This is a genomic window from Maribacter luteus, assembly GCF_009674825.1.
GTDB lineage: Bacteria > Bacteroidota > Bacteroidia > Flavobacteriales > Flavobacteriaceae > Maribacter_A > Maribacter_A luteus.
In genome coordinates, this window is sequence record NZ_WKJH01000030.1 from 237018 (window position 1) to 257071 (window position 20054).

Annotated in this window: 19 protein-coding genes; 10 read left to right on the forward strand and 9 right to left on the reverse strand. The window is 38.7% G+C overall.

What is annotated here, in order from left to right; genetic code table 11:
- Positions 1-29 precede the first annotated feature (29 nt).
- A complete protein-coding gene (gene carB, locus GJ691_RS18260; RefSeq protein ID WP_154369585.1) occupies positions 30-2882 on the reverse strand; it encodes a carbamoyl-phosphate synthase large subunit in 2853 nt (950 codons plus the stop codon).
- A 93-nt stretch (positions 2883-2975) separates the two neighbouring features.
- The gene (gene rpmH / locus GJ691_RS18265; protein ID WP_089887732.1) at positions 2976-3134 is read right to left on the reverse strand and encodes a 50S ribosomal protein L34; all 159 of its coding nucleotides are present in this window, start codon (positions 3132-3134) and stop codon (positions 2976-2978) included.
- 224 nt (positions 3135-3358) lie between these two features.
- Between rpmH and GJ691_RS18270 the strand changes: the two genes are divergently transcribed.
- Positions 3359-3874, forward strand: a complete 516-nt coding sequence (locus GJ691_RS18270; protein ID WP_154369587.1) for a DUF2892 domain-containing protein — start codon at positions 3359-3361, stop codon at positions 3872-3874.
- A gap of 1 nt (position 3875) precedes the next feature.
- On the opposite strand, the gene cls is transcribed toward GJ691_RS18270, so the two are convergent.
- The 3 genes from cls to GJ691_RS18285 form a co-directional block, all read right to left on the reverse strand.
- A complete protein-coding gene (gene cls, locus GJ691_RS18275; RefSeq protein WP_154369589.1) occupies positions 3876-5339 on the reverse strand; it encodes a cardiolipin synthase in 1464 nt (487 codons plus the stop codon).
- Between the two features lie 2 nt (positions 5340-5341).
- On the reverse strand, positions 5342-6301 hold the full coding sequence (locus GJ691_RS18280) for a lytic transglycosylase domain-containing protein (protein WP_154369591.1): 960 nt from the start codon (positions 6299-6301) through the stop codon (positions 5342-5344).
- A 155-nt stretch (positions 6302-6456) separates the two neighbouring features.
- Positions 6457-7119 carry an alpha/beta fold hydrolase gene (locus GJ691_RS18285; protein ID WP_154369593.1) on the reverse strand — a complete coding sequence of 221 codons (663 nt, stop codon included), beginning with the start codon at positions 7117-7119 and terminating at the stop codon, positions 6457-6459.
- 173 nt (positions 7120-7292) lie between these two features.
- Between GJ691_RS18285 and GJ691_RS18290 the strand changes: the two genes are divergently transcribed.
- Positions 7293-7586 carry a GNAT family N-acetyltransferase gene (locus tag GJ691_RS18290; RefSeq protein WP_154369594.1) on the forward strand — a complete coding sequence of 98 codons (294 nt, stop codon included), beginning with the start codon at positions 7293-7295 and terminating at the stop codon, positions 7584-7586.
- Between the two features lie 61 nt (positions 7587-7647).
- Here GJ691_RS18290 and mtaB read toward each other — a convergent pair whose 3' ends face one another.
- From mtaB to GJ691_RS18305, 3 genes are all read right to left on the reverse strand, one after another.
- Positions 7648-8973, reverse strand: coding sequence for a tRNA (N(6)-L-threonylcarbamoyladenosine(37)-C(2))-methylthiotransferase MtaB (mtaB, locus tag GJ691_RS18295; protein ID WP_154369602.1), 1326 nt, complete (start codon positions 8971-8973; stop codon positions 7648-7650).
- Positions 8974-9107: 134 nt separating this feature from the next.
- Positions 9108-10286 (reverse strand): GlmU family protein, encoded by a 1179-nt coding sequence (locus GJ691_RS18300; RefSeq protein WP_154369604.1) that lies wholly within the window; start codon positions 10284-10286, stop codon positions 9108-9110.
- Between the two features lie 83 nt (positions 10287-10369).
- Positions 10370-10642 (reverse strand): type B 50S ribosomal protein L31, encoded by a 273-nt coding sequence (locus tag GJ691_RS18305; RefSeq protein ID WP_154369606.1) that lies wholly within the window; start codon positions 10640-10642, stop codon positions 10370-10372.
- 183 nt (positions 10643-10825) lie between these two features.
- On the opposite strand from GJ691_RS18305, the gene GJ691_RS18310 reads away from it, so the two are divergent.
- The 7 genes from GJ691_RS18310 to GJ691_RS18340 all read left to right on the forward strand — a co-directional run bounded on the left by GJ691_RS18310 (position 10826) and on the right by GJ691_RS18340 (position 17626).
- Positions 10826-11347, forward strand: coding sequence for a DUF4199 domain-containing protein (locus GJ691_RS18310; protein WP_154369608.1), 522 nt, complete (start codon positions 10826-10828; stop codon positions 11345-11347).
- A gap of 122 nt (positions 11348-11469) precedes the next feature.
- The gene (locus tag GJ691_RS18315) at positions 11470-12444 is read left to right on the forward strand and encodes a glycosyltransferase family 2 protein (protein WP_154369610.1); all 975 of its coding nucleotides are present in this window, start codon (positions 11470-11472) and stop codon (positions 12442-12444) included.
- Positions 12445-12469: 25 nt separating this feature from the next.
- Positions 12470-14179, forward strand: a complete 1710-nt coding sequence (locus GJ691_RS18320; protein WP_154369612.1) for a phospho-sugar mutase — start codon at positions 12470-12472, stop codon at positions 14177-14179.
- Entirely contained in the window at positions 14179-15999 is a 1821-nt protein-coding gene (locus GJ691_RS18325) for an ABC transporter ATP-binding protein (RefSeq protein WP_154369615.1), read from the forward strand. The genes GJ691_RS18320 and GJ691_RS18325 overlap by 1 nt, the downstream gene beginning before the upstream one ends.
- Before the next feature lie 72 nt (positions 16000-16071).
- Positions 16072-16614: an RNA polymerase sigma factor gene (locus GJ691_RS18330; protein WP_154369617.1), complete on the forward strand. Its 543-nt coding sequence runs from the start codon at positions 16072-16074 to the stop codon at positions 16612-16614.
- A 33-nt stretch (positions 16615-16647) separates the two neighbouring features.
- On the forward strand, positions 16648-17178 hold the full coding sequence (locus GJ691_RS18335) for a hypothetical protein (protein WP_154369619.1): 531 nt from the start codon (positions 16648-16650) through the stop codon (positions 17176-17178).
- Positions 17171-17626 (forward strand): hypothetical protein, encoded by a 456-nt coding sequence (locus GJ691_RS18340; RefSeq protein WP_154369621.1) that lies wholly within the window; start codon positions 17171-17173, stop codon positions 17624-17626. Before GJ691_RS18335 ends, GJ691_RS18340 begins: the two co-directional genes overlap by 8 nt.
- Positions 17627-17676: 50 nt before the next feature.
- On the opposite strand, the gene GJ691_RS18345 is transcribed toward GJ691_RS18340, so the two are convergent.
- A complete protein-coding gene (locus tag GJ691_RS18345) occupies positions 17677-18708 on the reverse strand; it encodes a beta propeller repeat protein (RefSeq protein WP_154369623.1) in 1032 nt (343 codons plus the stop codon).
- Positions 18709-18779: 71 nt separating this feature from the next.
- Here GJ691_RS18345 and GJ691_RS18350 point away from each other — a divergent pair, with 71 nt between their 5' ends.
- Positions 18780-19994: an RsmB/NOP family class I SAM-dependent RNA methyltransferase gene (locus GJ691_RS18350; RefSeq protein ID WP_154369625.1), complete on the forward strand. Its 1215-nt coding sequence runs from the start codon at positions 18780-18782 to the stop codon at positions 19992-19994.
- The last annotated feature ends 60 nt before the right edge of the window (positions 19995-20054 follow it).

Here is a 20054-nt window from a genome sequence, read left to right on the forward strand (position 1 = left end):
ATTTTCAATCTTATAAAGCCTATTACCCTTTATTTGGATAGGTACATCTTTCTTCTTGAATAAAGGTTATAAAACTCATCGTCCTTTAAACTATCGATAAAAAGGATACTCTCCCCTGTACTCTTCATCTCAGGACCTAGGTTTTTATTTACATTCGGAAATTTATTGAAAGAGAAAACCGGTTGCTTTATAGCGAAACCTTCCAATTGAGGATTGAATTTAAAATCCTTCACCTTCTTTTCACCCAACATTACCTTGGTGGCATAATTCACATAAGGCTCCTTATAGGCTTTTGCTATGAAAGGCACCGTTCTTGACGCCCTTGGGTTTGCTTCGATGATATAGACCATATCATCTTTCACCGCAAATTGAATATTGATCAAACCGACCGTATTCAAGGCCAATGCGATTTTCTTGGTATGGTCTTTTATCTGTTGCAAAACAAACTCCCCTAAATTAAATGGCGGCAATGTTGCGTTAGAATCCCCGGAATGTATCCCACAAGGTTCAATATGCTCCATAATCCCGATGATATAAACATCTTTCCCATCACAGATGGCATCTGCCTCAGCTTCTATGGCCCCGTCTAAATAATGATCTAAAAGTAGTTTGTTGTTCGGTATTTTTCGAAGTAAATCTACCACATGCGCCTCAAGTTCTTCTTTATTGATCACAATCTTCATTCCCTGTCCACCCAAAACATAAGATGGTCTTACCAACAAAGGAAAATCGAGTTTATCTGCCAGTTCCAAAGCTTCATCAGCTGTTTCGGCCACCCCGAACTGTGGGAAAGGGATATTGTTCTCTTCCAACAGAGTAGAGAAGCTTCCCCTATCCTCGGCCAAATCCAAGGCCTTAAAGCTAGTCCCAATAATCTTGATTCCGTATTTATCCAACTTTTCAGCCAATTTCAAAGCGGTCTGTCCACCTAATTGGACAATAACACCTTCAGGCTTTTCATGCCGGATTATATCATATATATGCTCCCAAAATACAGGTTCAAAATATAGTTTGTCTGCCGTATCGAAATCCGTAGAAACCGTTTCAGGGTTACAATTGATCATTATGGTTTCGTAACCGCATTCCGCAGCTGCCAAAACCCCATGAACACAACAATAATCGAACTCAATTCCCTGACCTATACGATTTGGTCCTGAACCAAGGACCACTATTTTCTTCCTATCTGTAACGACACTATCGTTCTCTACCTTTTTTACCCCATCAGCGGTTTCGTATTCAGCTTCGAAAGTTGAATAGTAATAAGGAGTCATTGCCTTAAACTCTGCGGCACAGGTATCTACCAATTTATATACCCTATTGATATTAAGTTCCTCCCTTTTGTTATAAACCTCACTTTCATAACAATCGAGCATATGGGCTATCTGCCTATCGGCAAAACCTTTTTGCTTGGCCTCTAACAACAAACTTTTTGGAAGGCTGGCAATCGTATATTGCGATATTTCCTTTTCTAGAAAATGTAGCTCCTCATATTGTTTTAAGAACCACATGTCAATTTTTGTAATCTCATGGATCCTACTCAAGGGAATACCCAATTGAATGGCATCGTAAATCACAAAAACCCTATCCCATCCGGGAATAGTGAGCTTATTGATAATTTGGTCATAATCCTTATACCCCTTACCATCAGCTCCAAGTCCATTTCTCTTAATTTCCAGGGACTGGGTTGCTTTGTGCAATGCCTCTTGGAAAGAACGTCCAATACCCATTACCTCACCTACCGATTTCATCTGAAGGCCTAAAGTCCTATCAGAACCTTCGAACTTATCAAAATTCCATCTTGGAATTTTAACGATTACATAATCCAAAGTAGGCTCAAAAAGTGCCGATGTTGATTTGGTAATCTGATTGTCCAACTCATCTAAATGATAACCAATGGCCAATTTAGAAGCGATTTTTGCTATTGGATAACCCGTTGCTTTGGAGGCAAGCGCGGAAGAACGCGAAACCCTAGGATTGATCTCGATTGCGATGATATCCTCTTTCTCATCAGGACTCACAGCGAATTGAACATTACATCCACCGGCGAAATCCCCTATACTACGCATCATTTTAATGGCCATATCGCGCATTCTTTGGTAAGTGCGATCGGATAGTGTCATAGCCGGTGCTACGGTAATGGAGTCCCCTGTATGTATACCCATGGGATCCATATTCTCAATAGTACATATAATAACGACATTATCGTTCTTATCGCGTAACAACTCCAATTCATATTCTTTCCACCCCATAAGGGCTTTATCGATCATTACCTCGTGAATGGGCGAGATTTCGAGACCCCTACTCAACAACTCATCAAAATCCTCTGGCTTGTATACAATGGAAGCTCCTGCCCCACCCAAGGTATAAGAAGCTCGGATTACCAATGGGAAACCGAATTCCTGGGCTATTTCCTTTCCTTTCAAGAAAGATGTTGCCGTAGCCTGTGGCGCCATGCCCACCCCGATCTTCAGCATCAACTCCCTGAATTTCTCACGATCTTCGGTAATATTTATCGCATCGATATCCACACCAATGATCTCCACATTATTATCCTCCCATATTCCTTTTTCATCAGCCTCAATACACAAGTTCAAAGCGGTCTGACCTCCCATGGTAGGTAAAACCGCATCAATCTGTGGATGCGCCTTTAATATCTCAAGAATAGATTTTGTGGTCAGGGGTTTTAAATAAACATGGTCGGCCATGGTAGGATCGGTCATGATCGTGGCCGGATTACTATTGATCAAGATGGTTTCTATACCATCTTCCCGAAGGCTTCTAAGTGCTTGAGACCCCGAATAATCGAACTCACAAGCTTGTCCGATTACAATTGGACCTGACCCTATTATCAAAATTGATTTTAAATCTTTTCTTTTTGGCATGCTCTCAGTTTTGTTTTAGATACTACAAGGATAAAAAAAAGGTGCTACTTTGATAAAAGTAACACCTTAATATTATAAAGAATTTTCAAACATTTATTTTTTATGTCTCGGCTCAGAGGATACAGATAACTTTTTTCTTCCTTTTGCTCTTCTTCTAGAAAGAACCTTTCTACCATTAACGGTTGCCATGCGCTCTCTAAAGCCATGCTTATTCTTTCTTTTTCTTTTTGATGGCTGATATGTTCTTTTCATTATCTGGCTAAATTTTAAACTTTTATTGTCTTATAAATTCCGCAAACACCTCTGCAAAATCTGGGCGCAAATATACAAAGAGTTTTCTCTTTGACAAACCATATCAAAAAAATATTTTTTTCTAATAGGTTAACAAGCTACAAGATGGTTTTTATTACTTTTGTCCACCAAGGGTTTTAAAGTCCGATTTTGGATAAACTTACCACAAACTATAGTAAAATACCATGTTCAACAAGAATATTAAACTCGTTATAGCCGGCTTGATCATTGCCTATGCCATTTATCAATTTATTGAAGGAAACATCGGAAACGGCATATCCTTGATACTTTTTTCTCTTATTTTCATTTTCCTTTATTTCAGGAATGAGATTATTTTACTTGCTTTTCTAAGAATGCGTAAGCAAGATTTGGAAGGAACCAAAAAATGGTTGGATAAAATCAAAAACCCTGAAGCTGCACTGATCACAAAACAACAAGGGTATTTCAACTATCTACACGGCATAATACTCTCGCAAAAGAATCTTACACAAGCTGAAAAATATTTCAAAAAGGCCCTGAAATTAGGGCTTACGATGGATTATGACACCGCCATGGCCAAATTGAGTTTAGCAGGCATTGCCATGCAGAAACGTCGAAAAAGGGAAGCTACCATGCTATTGAACGAGGCTAAAAAGCTAGACAAGAGCAATATGCTTACCGATCAAATCAAAATGATGCAGCAGCAAATGAAAAAGATTTAGTTTAGAGCAAAGGAGCCCATAATCTACTGATAGATTCCTGAATTTTACGGGTCAATCCACGCTCTATCCATCTTTCATAGTCCACTTCTTCGGTATCCAACAGATCGTTAAGGAATATTTCCCCCATTTGTTGATTTATTCGAGTGTTGTAAATCAAGGCATTGATTTCAAAATTCAACGAAAAACTACGATAATCCAGATTCGCCGTACCTATACTTGAAAAGTAATCATCGATGATCATCGTCTTTGCATGTACAAAACCCTTGTGGTACCTGAAAATTCTGATTCCGGAACGCGCCAATTGTTCAATATAAGAATCCGTGGCGTATTGAGCCGCCCATGAATCGGATTTCTTGGGAATAATGATCCTAACATCCACACCACTTCTCGAAGCTGTGGTCAATGCCGTAAGTATCTGACTGTTCGGAATGAGATAGGGTGTTGTAATATAAATTCTTTTTTTTGCCGTATTTATGGCCGTGAACATGGCCTCCATAATATTCTCCCAGTCTGTATCGGGACCACTCGCTACGATTTGTACCGCAACGGGGTCTTGGGCAATTGGTCTGGAATTGGGAAAATGTTTTTCCTCCAATTCAATATCATCCTTGGCGGTGAAATTCCAACTTAAGAAAAAAGAGGATTGCAAGGCTCCAACGGCAGCTCCTTGTATCCTCAAATGTGTATCTCTCCAATATCGAATATTCGAATAGTCATTATTGTACTTTTGGTCAATATTTATTCCACCCAAATAACCGATTTTACCATCTATAACTACAATTTTACGATGGTTCCTATAGTTAATCTTACTCGTTGAATTCGAGAACAGTACCGGCAAAAAAGCATGGTGCAGTACACCACTATTTGTCATAACTTTTTTTGATTTTGATGAAATGGCACTACCCACATCATCATAAAGCAACTTCACCCGTACTCCTTGTTCTGCCTTTTTACAAAGCAATTCAATTATCTTGATCCCCTGTTCATCATCCTTAAATACAAAATACTCCATATGAATATGGTCTTCTGCATTTTCAAGATCTATCTTCAGTCGTTCAAATTTTTGTTCCCCATTGACCAAAATACTTACTTCATTCTCATAAGTGAGTACCGCCTTCCCATTATTACGTAATAAATTATAGATTTTATAGGCTCCATCGCCGTATTCTTTCTTAAAATCAAAGCGCTCCACCCTATTAAGACCGAATTTTTCACTCCATCTTTTCAATGATTCATTATCGAAAATATACTTCTTCTCGAAAATTTTGTGTTTTCGGTAATCCTGACCAAAAAAATAATAAATGAAAATACCGAAAAAAGGAAGAATGGCCAGTATAAACAAAAATGAAAGGGTCTTAACCGGGTTTTTGTTCTTTAGTACGATAAGTAAGGAAAAAAGAACGACCAGCACATAATTAACCCCTAAAAGTATTGACCAAAGGTTTTCTTTTAAAAAAGAAAACATAACTATTTAGCGGACTTGTAATAGCCTTTATTCGGAATTTCTATGATGTACTTCTTTCCTGAAGCATTGTTCAAATGAGGCTCCCTAAGCCATGGATTGTGCCTTTTTAGGATTTTGTAATTAATCTCATACTTCTGTGCAAAATCGGCAAAACTGGCAATAGGCTCATCGACCTCGACCTTAAACGTAGGAACGGCACTGTACATATCTTCCTTTTCAATTTCAAAGCCGTATTTTTCAGGATTTGAAAGAATTTCTTTTATCGCCATAATCCTGAAAACGTACCTTCCCGTCTCTTGTCCGAGTAAAAGATCATAATAATCCTCTACCTTTTGGATTCCCATAAATTTATTGATAGCCCCGGGACCTGCGTTATATGCTGCAGCCGTAAGTGTCCAACTTCCATATTTATTCTTCCACTTATTCAAATAATCACAGGCAACTTGGGTAGATTTCTCCAAGTGGTAACGTTCATCGACGTTCGCATTTACCTCAAGGCCGTATTCCTTACCCGTACCTTTCATGATTTGCCAAAAACCGGTAGCACCGGCATGGGAAACCACATTGGTCAAGGCACTTTCAGCTACCGCCAAGTATTTGAAATCATCAGGAATACCATTTTTGGCAAGAATTGGCTCAATTACGGGAAAATACTTATTGGCCCTCTTCATTAATAAAAGTGCGTTTGACTGCCAATATGTATTCACTAAAAATTCCCTATCTATACGCTCCATGATCTCAGGATCATCCTGAGGCACCAATTCCCCGGCAAAATTCAAATCTTCCGGAATCTCGATAGCAGAAATCCTATAGGTATCGGATACCCTTTTATCCCCACCATTATCAGCAACATCTTCAATTAATTGGTTTTCCGTTTCATTACTTTCCTGCACGGCGAAAATGAGGGTGGTAATTACAAAAAACACGCCCAATAACATCAATATATTTTTTAAAATCTTCATATCTCCAGATTAATTTAAACTCAAAGGTACTAAAGAAACACAATAAAAATCAATATCATACTTCTTTAACGTAATACATCACCATTGGTCAAAAAACCACATTGGTACCCATTTACCAATAAATGTATACGTTCTTGCACAATATACAAACTCGGTTATTGCATAATAATTGTGGGCAGATGCTCATTAAACCATTTGGCACGGTGTATTATCATGGTATGTGTGCCGTTCTTTACAGATATACAATCCTTAATATGCGAAATTGGAAAAACAGCATCTTTATCCCCATGTATGTGAACCAGGTTACCAGGACATTCCACTTGGTTCCAATTAACGATTTGATCAATTGACCAATCGATATAATGTTTGTCCCGAATAGACAAGTAACGCTCATAAAGCTCGAGTCGTTTATGCACCGATTCCCCAAAAGCATATTTGGCCAATAATTCAACATTATTCACTAAACCGGTCGGCAATAGTTTATGAGCCTTGGTATATTTGGCAAAAAGCATCTTTCGCGGTAGTTCTTCGGTCTTCTTTACACTGGAAACCAAAACCAATTTTTTTGTATCCAAAAATTTGGCCATCTCCTGAATCAGAATCCCTCCAAAGGAAACGCCGATCAGTACAGGATTCTCATGTTTTATATTCCTTGCCATTTTCTCGGCGTATGCATTCAAGGACATTCGATCGTCAGGCACGAACCATTCCAATCTATGCGTCTCAAAATCCTGCCTAGGCAAATGTATATTTTCAAATATTGATGAATTGGCCGCCATACCCGGCATAAGGTAAACCTGCGTTTTTTCTTGACTCATATAGCTAAACCTTACGGATTTCTTAGGAAAATCGTATTTTTATTAGTACTTTTGTATTCTGTTCTGGAATGACCCTTAGGAAACATCAACAACCACGTAAAAATATGAAATTACGATAACATTTAATCTTATCGTGACTTTTTCTGACTATACGAATTTTAAAAACAAACTATATGAACGAAGTAGTAATTAAAGACAATAGTTTCTTACGCCAATTTGAAACTACTGTCGAAGGTCACCTTGCTAAGATCGAATATTCTTCACAAGAGCGTAAAGTGTTTTTGACCAAATTAGTAGTCCCAGAAGAAATCACTAAAGAAGGTTTTAAAGAGGATTTTATCAAGTCTGTTTTACATCATATACAAGAGCAAAAATTAAGAGTAGTACCAACGAGTCCACAAATTGCGGGATTCTTGAGAAAAAACAGACAGTACAAAGAAATGCTTCCGGTAGGAATTCGTATTTAAACACTACCTGAACAAAGTATCCAAACCTGTTCGGCACTTAATCAGTACTTAACAGGTTTTTTTATGCCGTAACGGCACGCTCAACAAATTTAATACGTACTATTCCGTCAACATCGACTTCGGTAAGTTCCACCAGCTGTAAGGTGTTTACCAAATTAGGGTTCCATGGGTATTTTACCTTCACGTAATTCTCTGTAAAGCCGTGAATATAGCCTTCTTTGTTTTCCCCTTCGAACAATACCGTTCTGGTCGTTCCCAACTGACTTTCATAAAATGCCCTTCGTTTTTTAACCGATAATCCACGGAGCATTTTACTCCTTTTCGCCCTGACTTTCAACGGAACCGGATTTTCCATACTTGCCGCCGGTGTATTATCCCTTTCCGAATAAGTAAATACATGTAGATAAGAAATATCAAGTTCATTCAAGAAACGATAGGTTTCCAAAAAATGTTCATCGGTTTCCCCTGGGAACCCGACAATAACATCTACGCCAATACATGCATGTGGCATGGTCTGCCTTATCCTATTGACCCTGTCTACATAAAGCGAGCTTAGATACCTACGTTTCATTTGCTTTAATACACCATCACTCCCACTCTGTAAAGGAATATGGAAATGGGGCACGAACGAGTTACTGTCAGCCACAAAATCAATAGTTTCATTTTTCAGCAAGTTTGGCTCTATAGAAGAAATACGTAAACGATGAATACCTTCAACCTTGTCCAATGCCTGTACTAAATCAAGAAAAGTATGTTCATGCTTTTTATTGCCGAATTCACCTTTACCGAAATCACCGATATTCACTCCGGTAAGTACAATTTCCTTTATTCCTTTTTCGGAAATTTCCTTGGCATTTTTAAGCACGTTTTCCAAAGTATCGCTTCGGGAAATACCCCTAGCTAAAGGAATGGTACAAAACGTACATTTATAATCACAACCATCTTGTACCTTCAAAAAAGCACGTGTACGATCGCCTATGGCATAGCTCCCCACATAAAAATCAGCCTCTTCTATCTCACAGGCATATACCTGCCCGTAGTCATTCTTGGAAAGATCATTGACATAATCCGCAATTTTGAATTTCTCCGTAGCACCTAAAACCAAATCAACACCATCAACAGCTGCCAATTGCTCCGGCTTCAATTGTGCATAACAACCAATAGCGGCAACAAAAGCCTCTGGGTTCACCTTCATCGCTTGCCGTACTATGGACTTAAAACGTTTATCGGCATTCTCAGTAACCGAACAGGTATTTATTACATACATATCGGCTTTCTCAGAAAAGTCTACTCGTTCATAACCATCTTTCTGGAAATCTCTTGCAATAGTCGAGGTTTCTGAGAAATTGAGTTTACATCCTAGCGTATAAAATGCTACTTTCTTCATACGGAATTGCATTGGGCACCCTAAGCAAATTTTTATTAGGGGTGCAAATATACCAATTTTAGAAGTTGTTACTTAAAGGAAAAGGATATTACAAAATAACCGTCTTGGTAGTTTTCACCTACTTTCGGTAAATTTTAACTTTTGTAGTTTCTCCATTTTTTGGTCTGTTCAAAAACGTGATTGAGAATATCGGCATCCTGTTGGTTAAATTCCACTCCCCTTCTCGCCATCATCACTTTCGCCGCCTCAAATGCTTTTTGGGGCAAATAAGTTGTAAAACCGGATGCTCCTCCCCAACTAAAACTTGGAACAAAATTCCTTGGGAAGCCCGGTACATATATATTGGCATTGACACCAATGACCGTTCCCGTATTCAACATGGTATTGATCGCGGTCTTACTATGATCGCCCATCATTAAACCACAGAATTGAAGCCCTGTTTGTTCAAATTTTTCGGTTGCATAGTTCCATAAACGAACTTTAGCATAATTGTTCTTTAGATTGGAATTGTTGGAATCGGCCCCGATATTACACCATTCCCCTAAAACCGAATTGCCCAGATACCCTTCATGTCCTTTACTCGAATAACCAAAAATGACCGAATTACTAATTTCCCCACAAACTTTACCATGGGGCCCCACAGTTGTTGGTCCATACATTCTGCCTCCCATTTTCACCACCGCATTATGACACAAGGCAAAACCGCCACGTATAAGGCTTCCTTCCCAAACTTCGGCATCCTTGCCTATATAAATTGGCCCCTCCGTAGCATTTAAAATACTGAATTCAACACTGGCACCCTCTTCAATAAAAATATTTTCAGGGTGTATTACACTATTGGTATTTGATAAAGGTTCACTGGTTCTCCCCTCGGTTATTAAATCAAAATCGGCCTGAAGTGCCTCCCCGTTTTTTGAGAAAATATCCCATGTATGCTCTATGTGTAATACATTTTCCTCAAAGACTATTTGTTCAAACGTTGAGAAATCGACTTCTTGGCCTTCTCTTGAGTAAAAGGCTATTACATCCTCACCATATAAGATGGCTTGGTTGGGTTTAAGGGATCTCACCTTTTCAACTAGATTTTTATTAGGCAAGAAAGACGCATTGATCAATACATTTTCCTCCATTTCTACCATAGGATATCGTTCTGATAGATAATCCTCCGTTACCGTTGTCGTGGTGGTATTCAAGTATTTTTCCCACTTTTCCCGAATGGTCAGGATACCCATGCGAATATCGGCTACAGGCCTAGTAAAGGTGAATGGCAACAATGAATCCCTAACAGGTCCATCAAAAAGAATATAATTCATAGTTTAAATTTGAATGTAAACAAATAACGCCCTCGATATTAACTATCGAGGGCGTCTGTTTATTGTCGAATAATAGTTTTATTCTATTTTTCTTCCTTTTTTTCCTCTTTTTGGAATTTCTTGTACTTATTCTTGAATTTGTCAATTCGCCCAGCTGTATCCAAGAATTTAGCCTTACCAGTGTAGAAAGGATGTGATGTTCTAGAAATTTCCAATTTCACCAAAGGGTATTCAACACCATCAACCTCTAAAGTTTCTTTGGTGTTAGCAGTTGACTTTGTTAAAAACACTTCTTCATTTGACATGTCTTTAAACGCAACTAATCTATAATTTTCAGGGTGTATTCCTTTTTTCATTTTTAAAATCTTTAAAACGCCCATTCCGACAGGCATTCATTTTAAGGCTGCAAATTTACGTTTTTTTATCAAAATCACAATTATTTGTTCAAAAAAGAAAAAATAAATATTCGTACCTTTAAGTGTAACATTAATTACAATTAATCCACTAATATAGAAAACCAATTAAATCTTAGATAAAAAATGGAACAAAACGAACCAAAAACAGGGAAATTCGCATTAAATTTCGGTGTGATTCTGGGTGTTGTCAGTGTAATTTTCGGACTCATGCTATTTTCAATGGACATGCATTACGACCAAGGATGGGCTATCCGTGGCGTTAGCTTAGCTCTTACAGTAGCGGCCATATTCTTAGGGATATTACAATTTAAAAAGGCCAACGAGGGTTATTTGACCATCTCACAAGCATTAAAAATAGGTACCGGAATCGCATTGATAGCAGGAATCATCGGTTTGATTTATTTCTTCTTACTATCCAACGTCATAGAACCAGACTACATGGATAAAATGTATGAAATTGGAAAGGTTAAAGCCATGGCAGATAATCCAAATTTAACCGAAGAACAAATTGACCAAGGGATTGAAATGCAAAAAGGTTTTGCTTGGCTTACTTATCCTTTCATACTTATAATGAACATAATCATAGGTTTGATTCTTGGCCTCATAAGTGGATTGATCTTGAAAAAACAAAAACCTGCATATTAAAGAACACTTCTTAATGCACTAGAAATGAATCAGAAATATGCTCTTTTATGGGTTCAAATAAAAAAGTTGCGACAAGTTCTAAGCCAAAATTGTACTTTTGAAAAGAATTTCAGAAGTTTTAAATGAACCTATCCGTAGTTATACCACTACTTAACGAAGAAGAATCTTTAAAAGAACTACACGATTGGATTGTAGCAGTTATGCAATCCAATCGTTTTTTATATGAAATCCTTTTCATTGATGACGGTAGCACTGATGCTTCCTGGGCCATTATTTCTGAACTTTCCGCAAACAACCCAAATGTAAAAGGCATACGGTTCGCAAAGAATTTCGGGAAATCACAGGCTTTACATGCCGGTTTTAAAGCCGCACAAGGTGATGTGGTCATTACCATGGATGCCGACCTACAGGATAACCCTGAGGAAATTCCAGAATTATACGACCTGATCCAAAATCAAGGGTACGACCTCGTATCCGGTTGGAAGAAGAAAAGATACGATTCCGTCATCACCAAGAACATTCCATCAAAATTGTTCAACTGGGCTGCCCGTAGAACGTCGGGAGTTAAGCTTAACGATTTTAACTGCGGTCTAAAGGCCTATAAAAAAACCGTAATAAAAAATATTGAAGTACGGGGTGAAATGCACCGCTATATACCGGTTTTGGCAAAAAGTGCGGGTTTCGGGAATATCGGTGAGAAGATAGTACAGCACCAAGCTCGGAAATATGGTAAAACAAAATTCGGAATGGAACGTTTTATAAACGGATTTTTGGATTTGATCACGATCTGGTTCGTTTCCAAATTCGGAAGACGCCCTATGCACCTCTTTGGAGCACTCGGCGTGTTGATGTTCATCATTGGCTTCGGATTTGCACTGTATTTAGGTGTGGACAAGCTTTTTATAAATCCCACGGCCCGATTGATTACCGAACGTCCGGAATTTTTTATATCACTGACTTCCATGATTATAGGAACCCAGCTGTTCCTAGCTGGTTTTCTTGGTGAAATAATGGTGCGATCACGAAAAGATGAAAAAAGATACAATATATTGGAGGAATTGAATCTTGCCCAAGAGCATGAACAATATTCTTCGTAAATTAACCTATAAAAATAAAAAGTAAATGGATTCTATTTTAAACGCTGCCAAGAGCTGGCTTTCAGATTTTTTCGATGCTGATGTCAAAACCGAAATTCAAAACCTAATCGATAACGATCCAGACGGATTAAAAGATAGTTTTTACAAGAGCATGGAATTCGGTACGGGCGGTATGCGAGGTATTATGGGCGTTGGTACCAATAGGATCAACAAATACACCTTGGGCAAAAGTACCCAAGGCCTCAGTAATTATCTAAAAAAAGTATATGCTGGCGAAGAAATAAAAGTTGTGATTGCCTATGATTGCCGTCACAATAGTGATACTTTGGCAAAAACCGTGGCCAATGTACTTTCTGCCAATAGCATTAAAGTCTTTCTTTTTTCCGAATTAAGAACTACCCCTGAATTGTCATTTTCGGTAAGGCACCTTAATTGCCACGCAGGTATCGTTTTAACGGCATCACACAACCCACCAGAATATAATGGATATAAGGTATATTGGACCGATGGGGGACAGATCGTACCTCCACAAGATGGTGAAATCATCGGAGAAATCGACAAATTGGCCTATGAGGATATCAACTTCGAGGCAAATGCAGATTTAATCGAATACATAGATAAGGATGTTGATGAAGCATTTATGTCGGCTTCAGTTGCCAATGGTAGCTTCAATGCAAAAGGAAAGGATGATTTCAAGATTGTTTTCACATCATTACACGGCACATCGATCACGGCCATTCCCGAAGTATTGAAAAGGGCAGGCTACAAGAACGTAACGATCATAGAGGAACAGGCAAAACCAGACGGTAACTTCCCAACGGTCAAATCGCCAAACCCTGAAGAGCCAGAAGCACTTGCCATGGCCATTAAGAAAGCCGAAGAAATTGGTGCCGATATGGTAATAGGCACAGATCCGGATAGTGACCGGTTAGGTATCGCCGTTAGAAATCTTGAAGGTGAAATGGAATTGCTCAACGGGAACCAGACCATGGTGATGATGACCAAATTCTTATTGCAAAAACGTAAGGAAAAAGGCATGGAAGGCAATGAGTTCATTGCTTCGACCATTGTTTCGACACCTATGATGAGTCCTTTGGCAAAAGCCTATGGCGTTGACTATAAAATCGTTTTGACCGGCTTTAAATGGATAGCCAAAATGATCAAGGATTTTCCAGAACAATACTTTGTTGGTGGTGGTGAAGAAAGTTTCGGATTCATGGTCGGTGACTTTGTAAGGGATAAAGATGCCGTTACCGCTACCCTATTGGCCTGTGAAATCGCATCGGATGCCAAAGCAAAAGGAAGTTCTTTTTATAAGGAATTGATCCAATGTTATGTTGATTATGGTTTCTACAAGGAAAAATTGATTTCAATGACAAAAAAGGGAATCAGTGGAGCCGAGGAAATTAAACAAATGATGGTCGATTACAGGGAAAACCCTATCAAGGAAATCGATGGTTCAAAAATAGAGTGGATCCACGATTACGATAGCTCCGTAGCTAAAAACATGATTACCGGGGAAACGGAAACTATTGACATCCCGAAATCGAATGTTTTGATTTATACTACCGAAGATGGCACCCGAATGGCAGCAAGACCTAGTGGAACAGAACCAAAAATCAAATTTTACTTCAGTGTAAATGCCGAATTGGGGAACGCAGGTGATTTTGAAAAGGTAAGAAAGCAGCTCGATCAAAAAGTTGATCGTATCGTAAGTGAATTGAAACTCGGTTAATGGAGTACTTTAAGAAAATCCTTCGCTTTGCGAAGCCTTATAGAAAATATGGTTTTCTCAATATTTTCTTCAATATCCTGTATGCCTTGTTCAGTGCCCTTTCTTTTGCGGCCTTGATTCCTATGCTCGATGTTCTTTTTAAACCTAAAGCAAAGGTGCTTAAAGAGCCAATATACACTGGCATTAGACATGTGAAGGATTATCTTCAGGACTATATTAACTACAGGGTCACGGAATATTCCGGGGATGACCCAATGAAAGGCCTTATTCTTGTTATAGGACTGGTACTGGTACTTTTCCTTTTAAAGAATTTCTTCAACTACGCCGCTATGTATTTTATTACATTCCTGCGTAATGGGGTTTTGAAAGATATTCGCAACCAAATGTACCATAAGATTACGGAACTTCCCATTTCCTATTATTCCGAAAAACGAAAAGGGGATGTAATCGCTCGAATTACTTCCGATGTTTTGGAAATTCAACATTCGTTCCTTTCAATTTTGGAATTGATCGTGCGCGAGCCCCTGACCATTGTGTTTACCATTTTGATCATGTTCAGCTTCAGCGCCAAACTTACCCTTTTTGTGTTCATTTTTATTCCGATTGCCGGTGCCATAATTTCGCGAATCGGTAAATCCTTGAAAAAGAAATCAGACCGGGTACAAAAGGAACAAGGGGAATTTTTATCCATCGTGGAAGAAACTTTGGGCGGACTCCGGGTCATTAAGGCCTTTAATGCCGAATCACGCTTTTACAAAATATTCACTACCTCTACCGAACGATTTTTCAAGTTTTCCAACAAATTATTGAACCGTCAGAACTTGGCTTCTCCGACGGGAGAATTTTTAGGGATATTGGTCATAGGTGTATTATTATGGTTTGGTGGCAAAATGGTATTGGTAGACAAAACCCTTGACCCCTCTACCTTTATTGCCTATATGGGACTTGCATACAACATCCTAACCCCGGCCAAGGCCATTAGTAAAGCTTCTTTCGGTGTTAAAAAAGGAAATGCCGCAGCGGAAAGGGTTCTAGAAATCCTTGAAACCGAAAATCCGATTATAGATAAAAAGGATGCCATTGAGAAAAACGTTTTCGAAAATGCGATCGAACTTCAAAATGTTTCTTTTAAGTATGAAGAAGAATATGTTCTCGAGAATTTCAATCTAAAAGTACCCAAAGGGGATACCGTAGCCCTTGTAGGGCAATCTGGAAGTGGCAAGAGTACCATTGCCAATTTGGTAACCCGCTTCTATGACGTGAATGAAGGGGCTATAGTTATTGATGGCAAGAACATAAAGGACATTTCAAAAAAATCCCTTAGAAATTTAATGGGATTGGTTACACAAGACTCCATCCTGTTCAACGATACCGTTGGCAATAATATTGGTATGGGCAAGGAAAATGCCACTGATGAAGAAATCATCGAAGCGGCAAAAATCGCCAATGCCCATGAATTCATATCCCAACTACCCGATGGTTACAACACCAATATCGGGGACAGCGGTAATAAACTAAGTGGAGGTCAAAAGCAACGTATTTCCATAGCTAGGGCCGTTCTTAAGAACCCACCAATAATGATCCTCGATGAGGCTACCTCGGCCTTGGATACCGAAAGTGAGCGCTTGGTACAGGATGCATTGGAAAAAATGATGTTACATAGAACATCTATCGTTATCGCTCACCGTTTATCCACCATTCAGAAGGCAAGTTCAATTGTTGTACTTCAAAAAGGAAAAATTGTTGAACAAGGGACACATACCGAGCTTTTAGCAAAAAAAGGAGTTTACCGAAAGTTGGTGGAAATGCAATCATTCTAAACGGTATTTCGATATACAGATTAAACCTTTTGCCTTAACTTTAGTCCAATACCAAAACTTAAGTGTTGTAATTTGATTACCGAAGAGACTTTAGTCGATGAGTTAAGGCAAGAAAAGACCCAAGCAAAGGCCTTTGAAGTGTTGGTCAACACTTACAAAGAACGCCTCTATTGGCATATTCGGAGAATCGTGTTGAACCATGACGATACGGATGATGTTTTACAAAATACATTTATAAAGGTCTATAAGAATATCAACGGTTTTAAAGGGGAAAGCCAATTATACTCTTGGATGTACCGTATTGCCACCAATGAAGCCCTTTCGTTTTTAAAAAAACAATCAAAGAACCAAGGAATCTCGGATACTGAACTACAAGATAGAATGGTTGCCAACCTACAGGCCGATGTTTATTTTGACGGGGATGAAATACAGCTCAAACTTCAAAAGGCCATCGCCAGTCTTCCTGAAAAACAGAAGTTGGTATTCAATATGAAGTATTACCAAGAAATGAAATATGAAGAAATTTCAGCGGTTTTGCAGACTTCTGTTGGTGCATTAAAGGCTTCCTATCACTTGGCGATTAAGAAACTTGAGAAATTTCTAAAGGAAGATTAAACCTTTTAAACAATTGACAGTCAAAGTATAGAAATGAAAAAGGCAAACAATCATAAAGACTTTAAAATCCCAGAAGGTTACCTCGATGGATTTACCGATAAGCTTATGGAACGTATTTCTACTTCCGAAGGTAATCAGGAGGCCCGGATGTTGCCTAATTCTGACGGATTCAAAATACCTGACAATTATTTTGATGGTCTGCACTCAAATATCATAGAAAAACTAGAAGAGGAAGAGAAAAAAGTGATTACACTGAAACCATGGCGCAATAACTTATATTATGCCGCTGCATCAGTTGCCGCAGCTATCCTCCTGACGATCGCATTACAATATAACCAATCGTCTGAACCTACTTTTGAAAGTTTGGCCAAGGCAGATATCGAAGAATATTTTGATCAAACCGATTTTGGGTTTTCCACTTATGAAATAGCAGAAGTGATTCCTGTTGATGACCTTGAAGTTGCCGATATCCTAGAGTATCAGTTTAATGAAGAAAACATCATCGATTACCTGGATGATGATATTGATAATATTGAAGAATTAAATTTATTGGATAATGAATAACTATAAAAACATAGCTATTGTAATGTTGATGCTATTCACCACGACATTCATTTTTGGGCAACGCAAACCGGATAAGAGCAAAATAAGGACGCTCAAAGTCGCATACCTTACCGAACAATTGGAATTCACTCCTACTGAAGCTGAAGCTTTTTGGCCCATTTACAATACCTATCAGGATAAAATGGATGCCTTTAGGAATAAGGAACGAAACCTAATCTATGGCAAGACAAACGACATGGAAACCCTTTCGGATCAAGAAGTGAATTCCATGTTGGAAGATTTGATAATCTTGGAAGATGAAAAGAACAAGGTGAACAAGCAGTTTTTAAAAGATATACGTAAAGTGATTTCCGCCAAGAAAACCTTCCTGTTATTAAAATCAGAGAACGGGTTTAAGCGACACTTGTTAAAACAGTACCGACAAAAAAAGGCCAACGGCCAGCGATAGTATTTTACATATTTTGATTTCGAATTCAATAAATAGGGGCCAATTGGCCTCTATTTTGTTTTAAAAACCAATTTGGCAATTCTATCTTTACCTGCGGCATAAGCAATGGAATCGTTTAAAAAACGTACCGTGTAAAAAGATTCGTCTGATAATTTTGACCAGTTTTCGCCTTGATTGCTACTATATGAAATCCCGGTAAAACCTACCGCAACGATCCCACTACCTCCGGAATTGGGGACAAAACGAACACAACTCCTGTAATTTGGTTCCTGACCGTCAGCTAGTAATCTCCAGCTTTTACCTCCATCCAAGGTAATGGCCTTATTGGCAAAATTCCCTTCTGGCTTGGTATAATCACCACCTATGGCAATCCCTAAGCTTTCGTTATAAAAATCCAAAGAATAAATCCCTTGGGCAACTTCCCTGTTCTGAATAGGAGTTTTAAAAGCCTCCCAGGTCTTTCCCTTATCCCCTGAAAAATAAATACGGCCACTTGTGGTAGCCACCCATGCTTTCTCTCCAATGGTCTTGATATTGGTATTACTGGCCGCGAATGCCCCTTCACCATCCACTGCCCCAGGCAACTCTGTACAAGGTATCTTATTCCATGACAGTCCGCCGTCCCTCGTAATAATAATTGACAAACAACCATCTACCGAATCACCAATGGCAATACCCTCATAATCGTTCCAGAAGGTCATGGCATCATAAAAAACTCCTTCCCCCTCTTCCTTATAAACCAACTCCATTCCATTGTCACCGGTTTTATATAATAAGGCAGGACTACCTACCGATAGCATAAAAAAATCGGTTGCCGTATGGGCTACAGCCCTAAATTCAGGAAGTATGGAATCTTGCTTCAACATATTGGTACGAACCTGTTTAGTATTCAAATCTATACTACCGAAAACACCCTTATTCGCACCAAAGGCCAAACTGTTATCCATAAGCTCAATGGCCCTAATACTCAAAGAGTCTTCATAAAGCGGTTCTACGTGTACGGAAACGAAGGGTTTAGTTTCTTTTTGATCGGCACAGCCAATGATAATTAAGAGAAGAAGAATAGGTATACAATATCGCATAGCAATAATTTTTTTCAAAAATAGACAGAATAGCAGCCAAAACGATACCTTTGCTGCCATATTTTTTAATTATGAAGCTTCATAGGAATTTAGTTTTTGCAGTTGTAGATGCCCTTGGAAATATCTTTAACGATGGTGAATATGCTGATAAGGTTGTAGAAAAAACATTGAAAAGGGATAAACGTTGGGGTTCTCGGGATAGGGGGTTTATCGCAGAAACAACCTATGATATTGTTCGTTGGAAACGACTGTATGCCGAAATAGCCGAGGTCAAGGCCCCATATAGCAGGGCGAATCTTTTTAGGATGTTCGCCGTTTGGGCAGTCTTAAAAGGAATAGAACTGCCAGATTGGAAACAATTGGAACCGGTGCCTACACGAAGGATCAAAGGCAAATTCGATGAACTTTCCAAAATAAGGAAGTTTAAAGAATCCATTCCCGATTGGTTAGATGAATTGGGAGAAAAAGCCTTAGGCGATAAGTTATGGTCCAAGGAAATTGCAGCATTAAACCAACAAGCTAGTGTTATCTTAAGGGTGAACACCTTAAAAACCACAAAAGAAAAACTACGAAAGGCATTACTTGATGATGGTATTGTGGCCGAACCGATAAAAGGATATGCTTCTGCCTTACAACTAATCGAAAGAGCCAATGTTTTTACTACAAAATCCTTTAAAGATGGGTTCTTTGAGGTTCAGGATGCCTCTTCCCAACTGGTCTCGGAATTTTTGGATGTAAAACCCGGTCAACGGGTAATCGATACTTGCGCAGGTGCAGGGGGCAAAACCCTACATTTGGCCGCTTTGATGGAAAACAAGGGACAATTGATCGCTTTGGACATTTATGGCAACAAATTAAAAGAATTAAAAAGAAGAGCCCGTAGAAATGGCGCCCACAATATAGAGCCAAGGACCATCGAGTCTACCAAGGTCATTAAAAAACTGTACAATAGTGCAGACCGTGTTCTTATAGATGCCCCATGTACCGGACTTGGTGTATTGCGTAGAAATCCTGATGCCAAATGGAAACTACAACCTGATTTTCTAGAAATAATCACTAAAACGCAACAAGAAATTCTTAGGAGTTATAGTAAAATGGTAAAACCGGGAGGTAAAATGGTATATGCAACTTGTTCCATACTACCACAAGAAAATTCCGAACAGGTCCTATCTTTCCTTGCCTCGGAAGAAGGTAAGGAATTCACCTTGGACAAAGAAAACAAGATATATGCTTCGAAGACCGGCTTTGATGGTTTTTACATGGCACTCTTGGAAAGAAGTAACTAAAAAAACATTAAGAATAAAAACTAAAGCCTATCAGTCCATAAGAACTGATAGGCTTTTTTT